The following is an 8,145-nucleotide window of genomic DNA, read 5'->3' as shown; positions in this document are numbered from 1 at the left end:
CTTGCGAAGATCCAGAGAATAAGGCTTGCCCATCCATGCTGGCCTCCGCCCAGCCAGCATGGTGAATCAGAAACAAGCTGATTTGGGAATCCCAAATCGATTCAACCTAACCCCATTCCGCTTTAGAAAATCAGTGGCCGCTTCCAGGAAGTCCTCGGTGCTTGCGCCAGGTTGGAAGGCAGCAAGCGCGAGCTTCTTGAATAGCTGGTCCATGCTGGACGCTATGTGCTCGGGATAACAGAACATGTTTCCGCCTTTTGCGGTGCGGACTGTCCTGTACTTGCCCGCCCAGGGGTAAACGTCCTGAAAGAGATGGTGGTGGACGCGTTTATAGTGGGTGGGGGTGAAGCGGCCGTCGGGGAGAGGCTCTAGCGATCTCAAGGTCGACATTTCGAGCTCGAAATCGTCCAGGGTCTTTGCATCCCTGAGGTGAGCCCGGTTCTTGAGGACGGATGTGCCTTTGTAGCAATAGGGGTCGTCGAATACGTCGTATCCGCTCAAGTCTACTAGCGACCTTTGGGTTGGACGTACGCCCTCAATACTTCAGCCCGCTTCTGAGCAGGCGTCAGATTCTTTTTGCTGAGGGCCGACAGGCGTTCCCTCGAAGCTTTGCCTAGCTTCAGCCCTTCAACAGCTGAAATGGCCGCAAAAGTTTTATCCCCCAGGACACGGCAGGAGGCATTGATGCTGGAGCCTTTACGCTTTTGAGTCATGAGCAAACCATAGCATGGATTCGAGTAGGTTGCGAACGCAAATTCGATATACGTTACCGGGAGTTACCATCCTCTTAGCGCTTATATATAGCCGGAAGCCGCCTACAGCGAGGGGCTGAACGCAATGCTCGGGAGGCCGAAGCTTCGTCTAGAGCTGAGCCCCGGCCCTCTGTGGCGGGCCGATGCTCATGCTTGCGCTCCCCCACGAGCAGTTCCGATCGCGGTAGACCTTCGATCAAGCACTTCCCAAACCTCAAGTTCATTGTGCCCGGCACGAACCAAGTGAGAGTTCGCCGCTGCTAAAACCTCTGCCAACCGCGGCTCCAACCCACCTTTGGTAATGCCTGGCTGCACCACTACCATTCCGAATCGAACGGGCCGCCGCGATGCTAACGCTCGCATGGTGGCCTCGTCGCCGCGCACAAGCCTGCCGACACCCTTTCCGCGCTGCCTTCGGTCTAGCAATCGATCAACAAGGCGCGGCAGATCGCACCATATAATCGACTTTACCGCCTGCGCGCAGACCTCGTAGACGTCTCCTACGCGGTTGCCTGGCTGCGCGCCCCCGGCGCCCTTGCAGTGATATAAGGTGACATCTACTCCGTCATCGGCTGCGGGCTGCAGGACGATGAAGTCTGCGGCCTCCCCACTGCCGTGGTCCCAAAACACGACAGTATTGTCTTCCACGTTCAGATCGCGTTCGAGAAAAAGCTGGATCGAGGCCGGGATAACGTTCCCGCGGTTGTCTGCGTACTCCACGGTGATATCGACCCCGTTCCCCCTCCAGTCGACTACCTTAATACGTTCGCGGTCAAATGGATTGTAGGGCTCAGCCGGCGCAGGAAAATGCTCTTCCCCGCAAATTCTCGACCAGTCATCCAGCATTAGGTTAAGCGGGTTGTCGTTGAGATAATCGACGATATCTTCGCCGTTCCGACCGAATACAAGTTCAACAGGAGGCTGTTCCTCGGAGAGGTAAGAAAATTGTGGGCTTTCCGCGATCTTGAATTGAATTCGCGTATTGAGCCCCGGGCCATCCAGCAGGAGCAGCGCGCCATTGGCATCCGACTGCCCTACCTCCAGGCTAAATTGGGTGAGAGCATCTTGGTAGGACCTCCCATCGATTTCGAATTTGGCCAGCGGTGGGTAGATATAAATGTCCTTGTCCCACTCCGCCCACAGTACCATGGCCGGGATTGCAGCCACAATAGCGCCCATTTGAAGCAGGTCGAGATTGCTGCCTGTTACGGTCGCCCGCTCGTCAAGAATTTTGCGAGCGAGATTCCTGCACCAATCAAGTAACTCGGGGAGCGTGAACGATGTGTTGCTCCAGATTTTCGATGCGCTACTTAGGCCGATCGTGACTTCGGCGCCGTTCTCGATTGCACTGCCGAAGCAATGGCCGCGATGGAAGAGCCGCGCATCTTCTACGCGAATGGCTTCATCAACATGTGAGCCGGTCAGCATACGGTACGACTCAGTTAGGCTCTATTGCTGGCGGTTCCGCATGCCGACGTTGAAGAACCGCGCCTGTTCCAGCTCCCTTAACGCTCGATTGAGTTCCGAAAGTCCAAGGATCTTCGGGTCATAGCCGACAAGGTCACGGACCACCCTACGATAAAGCCCATCGCCGCGTGAAGCCCTCCTGAACGGATTGGGGGAGCGTTGGGCATCGGACGCAGAACAGGCAGCCCAACAGGCTCGACAGGCCTTAGCCGAAGCAGAGCAAGTAGAAGCCGAGAACAGGCGGCTCGCTGAGGAGAAAAGACGACGATTGGAGGAACAGCTCACCTTCCGCGTCGTCGATGATTGCCTCGATGTATCACCTTACAATTGGCCTCCATTGGCGCAGGACCATAGCCAGAGATTGTTTGCGAACATGCAGGCTGCCTTCGCCCAGGCTAGAATGCTTTACTGCACAGGGGTGGAATACGAGGGGGAGGATTTTGGCGCGATTAGACCAGTCGCCTCGATAAATGCAAAGCAACTTGCCTGCATCAAAATGTATTTATGGAACAACCGCACGGGCCAAGCCAACGGTGACAGGAAGTATTTAGCACAGCACATGTACGGATTGCTCAACAGCGACGAACGGGCTGAAATTCGTAAAACTGTAGGTACCAATCAAAGGCTGACGGCGATGTTCCGGGGTACGTACGAAGGCACGGGTGCTGATATCGACAAAGAGTGGTCCCGGAGTCCTCTTCTTGCAGAAATGGATCGACGCCGAAGGTTTTCTTGGTGATCTTTGTAGTTGGTTTGTAGAAGACAGTGACGACAGTAACGGTTGGGCAACTTCGCGTTAGCGCTGGGCCCCTATTCCTTCAAGCGGGCCTTGAGCTGAGGATCTTCGAAGGCCTTCAAGGCGTGCAACCGCGCCGGACGCCGGCCACCTTCAAGAACGATCACCTTTTCTGCGTACTCGGGGCCCATCAACTGCTGAGCGGTAGCGAGCGGCTTTCTTGTCCCGGTCAGGAGGTCGCGCCTAGAACCCAGCTCCTTTGAAAGTTCGTGCGCCGTTGCGCCAGTCGGCTCCATGAAGCAGCGCACCGCCATCAGTTCAAGAAGCCGATCGGCGTCGCCGTAGGCTTTCTGCAACTGCGACTTGGCCTAGCGCAAACAGCCAGAGCCGGAGGCCGGACTGCCGGCCCAGGGCGAGCATCTGCTCAATTTCCTGCATGTAGCCGAGTTGCGGGAATTCATCGAGGAAGAACGTCACGGGCGGCAGGTCCCACTCATCCCGGGCGTCGCGGATGGAGTAGAAGATCTGCCCGAGCAAAGTCCGGATGAGCGGCCGGTACATCAACAGTTCTTCGGGGGTGACGCAAAGGTAGAGCGTGCCGTTGTTGCGCCGAAAGTCGCCAAAATTGATTGTCGTGTCCGCAATCACCGGCTCCAGTTGCGGCGAGCCCCACACATCCACGTGACGCAAGACCGTCTCGTACAAGTTCGACCGCGTCTCCTCGTCGGCGCTGGCAAGCTGGTTGCCAATGCGCACGAGGCTCCTCACCCCGCAGCTCTGGAGGAATTTGGTTTGCAGCTCAAGCTGCTTGGGCGAGGGAGAGAACCAGTCCACCACGGCCGACATATCCCGCCGGCCCTGATACCCGTGCAAGCAGATGTCATAGAGCGCGTCATGGAGAAGCTGGGCGGCACGGCCTTCCCAAAATCCCTTGGCGGAGTGGGAGTCGGTCTGGACCATCAGCAGCGGCAGAAGGCGGCCGATAGCCGTATAGGCCGCTATCGGGTCGGAGGGGACGGCATTCAGCGGATTGAAGTTCAGCGTCAGCGTGGCGTTGCCGGGCATGAACAGTTGGACCGGCCCGACGTTCTGGCGGCGCCAGTCGCTGGTGAGGTCGAAGATCTCCGGCTTGACGTCGAGCACGATGGCGGGGGCTTCGAGGTACAGGAGGTTGCGGACCACGTGGGCCTGGGTCTTGCCCCGCCCCGGCCTGGCGATGGTGATCAGGCTTTCATTGCCGTCGTAAATTTATTCCTGGCCGGTCTCCTTGAACACGCCAAGCGTCACAGGCGCCTTGCCCGTCATCGATTGCCCCCGCTTCTTAATCGTCCTTGTGTGCGTCCGTCCATTCGAGCAGGGGCTGGCCGCCGTCGTCAAGGAGCGCGGCAAGCGGGTGGCCGTTTGGCAGGTCGTGGCGGCTAGAGCTTCGGTAGAAAGTCGCGGTCGGGCCGGCACCGGAAGCGCTTGCCAATCTGGCGGCTGAGGCGCACTTATGGGTTTTCAGGGAAAACCCGGCGCCCGTACCTGAGGTGCTGATGGCTATCTACAGCCTGCATCACAGCTCAATCGGCAAGTCCACCCAGGACGAGCCGTACACCGCCGCTGCACACATCCGATACATCACACGGGCCAGGGCCCTCGGCCGCATTGAGGGCGAGCGCATGCCGTCTCAGGCCGAACAAGCCATAGGCTATCTTAGGGAGGTCGAGGACACGAGCCGCAAGAATGCCCGTGTCATCGACAAGGTCATGCTGGCGCTTCCCAAAGAACTGGATGCCGAGCAAAGGGCGGCGCTGGTCCGGTCGTTCGCCGAAGAGGTGACCAAGGGGCGGGCGCCTTGGTTGGCCGCTTTCCACGACAAGGGCAAGGACGCCAAGAACCCTCACTGCCACCTGGTGATCCGGGATCGTGACCCCAAGACCAACAAGCGGGTCATCGGCATGAGCGAGGTCGGCTCGACCGAGCGGCTCCGGAAGGCTTGGGAGAAGCACGCCAACCTGGCGCTTGAGGCCGCTGGTGTTGATGCGCGGATTGATAGGCGGACTCTGGAGGCGCAGGGGGTCAAGCGGAAGCCGACCATCCACGAAGGGGTGCGGGCACGGCGGATGAGCAGGGAAGGGCGGACACCGCATTCGCGGCGGCGCTCGTACCGCAACCGGCCACGGACGCGCAGCAAGAGCCGCGTGGTGGACTACCGCAAGCTCGATAAGGGGATGAGCCGGAGTGCATACAATCGGCGCATTCAGTTAGCTCACGAAACCGACGAGGCGCGGTGGGCGGCCATCGATGCGGACCGGCAGGCGCGAGAGATTGAACACCTTCGGGGTATTCATCGGCCCGGCCTGGATAATGGAGTGGCACGCGGGTTTAAGCGGAAGCTTGAATAAGCTTGGCTGATGGATTGCTTCGTCATACGATTTAGTCGTGCAAGATGTCGAAGGCCGGGTCGAATTTACGCGTAAGCAGGAATTGCTTCGCTTGCGCGATCACCTGGATAAACTTCGCGAGATTGAGAAGGAAGTCTCCGACATGGAGCAGGTCCTAGCCGATCCGGACTTTGCAGAGCATCACCACCATGCGGAAAGGCGACTTACTCTAGCGCAGCGGGCTCATGAGACGTTCCGGCAATTGGTGGCCATCGATATCGACATCCTGGGCTTACAGGACGACAAGCAAGAATTGGAAAGACAGCTCGCCGCTTTGGATAACTGACCCAGGGTCCATATGGACAAGCAAGATGAGGCCGTGCATCGGCTAAGCCAAACTGAGAGCGAATTGCGCGATACTCGGTTACGAATTACAGGGAGTCGAGGGCAGAAAGAAGGATCTCCTGGTGCGGTTAGGCCAGATTGCTTCAACTGCTCCGCCAGCGGAGGTCGAACGTCTGCGCTATCTTGTTGGTCAATGCGACTTGCAAATCGACACGGCGCGAAAGCGCCGCGAATATTTGGAGCGCCGTGGTGCTGACGAGTTCGACGAAATCAAACATGAGCAGCAGCTACGGCCGTGGCTAAAGCCTAGCCACAACGAGTGATGCGACGCCCTGCGGCCCGTCTTTGCTGAGTGTCTAGACGATCGATTCCATGAATTTGGCGGTCATGGAACGGGACGTTTGTTTGTGGATTCCTCGTTTGCGATTGACTGAACGAGGAGTTTCATCATGGCAGGATGGCGGCAAGCGGTCGAGTTGGCGATGACCGATGAGGAGATTGAAACGTTGACGGCTCCTGCGGTCGAGGACCGAACCGGCGCGCCGGGTGTCGCGGGCTGCGATGCAGCTTGCCGACCGCGAGACCCCGTCGTTCTTTGCGGTGGGACGAAGACTTGGCGCCCATCATCAGACGGTCCAGCGCTGCGTCGAGCGGGCGGCGGCCGATGGCGCGCTGGCGGCGCTCGACGAGCGCCCGCGACCGGGCAAGCAGCCGGTGATCACGCCGGCGGCCAAGGCCTGGCTGGTGTCTCTGGCGTGCGACAAGGCCAACGAACATGGCTATCCGCACGAGTTGTGGACGACGCGGCTGCTGGCCCGCCATGCCCGCGAGCACGGACCAGAGGCCGGACATGAATGTCTCGCCCGTCTGGTTCAGGGCACGGTGTGCAAGCTTCTCGGTCAGGAGGACATCAAGCCGCACAAGGTGCGCTACTATCTTGAAAACCGCGACGCCGAGTTCGAGCAGAAGATGGCGGAGGTGCTGTATGTCTATCGCGAGGTCCAGGTCCTGAAAAAAGCCGCTGCCCGGTCGAAGAAATCGGACAAGCCGGTCGCGATCGTCTCCTACGACGAGAAGCCGGGGATCCAGGCGATCGCGACGACAGCGCCGGATCTGCCGCCAGTGCCGGGCGTGCATGCGACCTTCGCGCGCGATCATGAGTACAAACGTCACGGTACGCTCAGCCTGTTGGCGGGGATTGACCTGCTCACCGGGAAGGTCCACGCGCTCGTCAAAGACCGCCACCGCAGCCGAGAGTTCATCGAATTCCTCAAGCTCCTCGATGCTGCCTATCCGGCCAAGACCGCGATCAAGTTGATCCTCGACAACCATTCCGCACACATCTCGCGAGAAACCAGAGCCTGGCTCGACACACGACCGGCAGGCCGCTTCCAGTTTACCTTCACGCCCAAGCACGGCTCCTGGCTCAACCTCATCGAGGGCTTCTTCTCCAAGTTCGCCCGCTCCGTCCTGCGTCACATCCGGGTGACATCAAAGTATGAACTCAAAGAGCGCATCATGGCCGGAATCGACGACGTCAATCGCCATCCCGTCGTCCATACCTGGTCCTACAAACTCGCCGACGCCGCCTGACATGATTCGAACCAAGAAAACGCTGACCTAGTTACGACTAGTATTCAAGGGATGCCGCTGGCCGTTTTACATGGATGGTCTTGTACCTCGAAATTATCAAGTTGTCCGTGAAGAAGCTGTAAGGCCCTGAGCGGGGATCGAGTTTTCAGGTGAAGGCGGTTTTGAGATTGCAAGGGTCCGGGGCCGAAAGCCCCGGAAGCTTGCAATTTCGTTTTTAGGATTGAACGAAGCCGCTGGCGCCGCAGTTGAGGAAGGATCGCAATAGCGCCTCCTGTCTGAGAGGATCGCGGGTTTTCGAAGCCCAACACTTCAGACAGGAGTTTTCCAATGGTTGAGATCAGCCGTCTTCGCCGCCGCATGATTGAGGACATGACGGTCCGCAATCTGTCGCCGGCGACGCAACGATCGTACCTTGCCGCGGTATCGAAGTTGAGCCGGTATTTCGGTCGGTCCCCCGATTGCCTCGAGCTGGAGGATATCCGAGCCTTCCAGGTTCACCTGATGGCGATCGGGATATCCTGGCCGGCACTCGATCAAATCGTCTGTGCGCTGCGCTTTTTCTACGGTGTGACGCTCCGCCATGACGTAAGACCGTTCCGCTCCCACCTTCTCGCGGCACATGGGATAGGCGAGTTTCACGATCCCTTTGAAGGGATCGGCTTGTGTCTATGCTTGTCCCAGCAATCCACGTGCCACCAAAGCCATTTGCGAGCCTCGCTTGAAGAGGGCAATACCATGTGCTTCGGGTCCACCGACGGAATACTCGCGCCTCAGTGTCTGGTCCCGGACAATTAACGTCTTCAGCCGCACACGGCTGAATCCCCTTACAACTAGCTTTTTGATCGGCCCGAGGTCCAGCAGGTATCGTGAATACCGGTAAGCTCTA

The 8,145-nt window shown here is 58.6% G+C and carries 9 protein-coding genes and 1 pseudogene; 5 read left to right on the top strand and 5 right to left on the bottom strand.

Annotated elements, in window-relative coordinates; all coding sequences use genetic code 11:
- Positions 1 to 66 precede the first annotated feature (66 nt).
- Together QCM77_RS40600 and QCM77_RS40595 are read right to left on the bottom strand one after the other, a co-directional pair.
- The gene (locus tag QCM77_RS40600) at positions 67 to 501 is read right to left on the bottom strand and encodes a Fic/DOC family protein (RefSeq protein ID WP_280096551.1); all 435 of its coding nucleotides are present in this window, start codon (positions 499 to 501) and stop codon (positions 67 to 69) included.
- 398 nt (positions 502 to 899) lie between these two features.
- Positions 900 to 2,180 carry a hypothetical protein gene (locus tag QCM77_RS40595; RefSeq protein ID WP_280096550.1) on the bottom strand — a complete coding sequence of 427 codons (1,281 nt, stop codon included), beginning with the start codon at positions 2,178 to 2,180 and terminating at the stop codon, positions 900 to 902.
- Between the two features lie 307 nt (positions 2,181 to 2,487).
- On the opposite strand from QCM77_RS40595, the gene QCM77_RS40590 reads away from it, so the two are divergent.
- Positions 2,488 to 2,958 (top strand): hypothetical protein, encoded by a 471-nt coding sequence (locus tag QCM77_RS40590; RefSeq protein WP_280096549.1) that lies wholly within the window; start codon positions 2,488 to 2,490, stop codon positions 2,956 to 2,958.
- 71 nt (positions 2,959 to 3,029) lie between these two features.
- Here the strand turns inward: QCM77_RS40590 and QCM77_RS40585 are convergent, their stop codons facing one another.
- Complete coding sequence (locus tag QCM77_RS40585; RefSeq protein ID WP_280096548.1) at positions 3,030 to 3,311, bottom strand: hypothetical protein; 282 nt, start codon at positions 3,309 to 3,311, stop codon at positions 3,030 to 3,032.
- The gene (locus QCM77_RS40580) at positions 3,274 to 4,173 is read right to left on the bottom strand and encodes a type IV secretory system conjugative DNA transfer family protein (protein ID WP_280096552.1); all 900 of its coding nucleotides are present in this window, start codon (positions 4,171 to 4,173) and stop codon (positions 3,274 to 3,276) included. Before QCM77_RS40580 ends, QCM77_RS40585 begins: the two co-directional genes overlap by 38 nt.
- A 317-nt stretch (positions 4,174 to 4,490) precedes the next feature.
- Here QCM77_RS40580 and QCM77_RS40575 point away from each other — a divergent pair, with 317 nt between their 5' ends.
- Positions 4,491 to 5,342, top strand: a complete 852-nt coding sequence (locus tag QCM77_RS40575) for a MobA/MobL family protein (protein ID WP_280096547.1) — start codon at positions 4,491 to 4,493, stop codon at positions 5,340 to 5,342.
- A gap of 37 nt (positions 5,343 to 5,379) precedes the next feature.
- Entirely contained in the window at positions 5,380 to 5,667 is a 288-nt protein-coding gene (locus QCM77_RS40570; RefSeq protein WP_280096546.1) for a hypothetical protein, read from the top strand.
- A gap of 142 nt (positions 5,668 to 5,809) precedes the next feature.
- Here the strand turns inward: QCM77_RS40570 and QCM77_RS40565 are convergent, their stop codons facing one another.
- Positions 5,810 to 5,944 (bottom strand): hypothetical protein, encoded by a 135-nt coding sequence (locus QCM77_RS40565; RefSeq protein ID WP_280096545.1) that lies wholly within the window; start codon positions 5,942 to 5,944, stop codon positions 5,810 to 5,812.
- Between the two features lie 268 nt (positions 5,945 to 6,212).
- Between QCM77_RS40565 and QCM77_RS40560 the strand changes: the two genes are divergently transcribed.
- Both QCM77_RS40560 and QCM77_RS40555 read left to right on the top strand, forming a co-directional pair.
- Positions 6,213 to 7,259 (top strand): IS630 family transposase, encoded by a 1,047-nt coding sequence (locus QCM77_RS40560; protein WP_280096544.1) that lies wholly within the window; start codon positions 6,213 to 6,215, stop codon positions 7,257 to 7,259.
- Between the two features lie 327 nt (positions 7,260 to 7,586).
- Positions 7,587 to 7,859 (top strand): annotated as a pseudogene (locus QCM77_RS40555) (phage integrase N-terminal SAM-like domain-containing protein); the annotation flags it as partial.
- Positions 7,860 to 8,145 lie beyond the last annotated feature (286 nt).

Source organism: Bradyrhizobium nivariense, assembly GCF_029846695.2.
GTDB lineage: Bacteria > Pseudomonadota > Alphaproteobacteria > Rhizobiales > Xanthobacteraceae > Bradyrhizobium.
The sequence above is the reverse complement of the archived record's forward strand: the minus strand, read 5'-3'. Positions and strand labels throughout refer to the sequence as shown.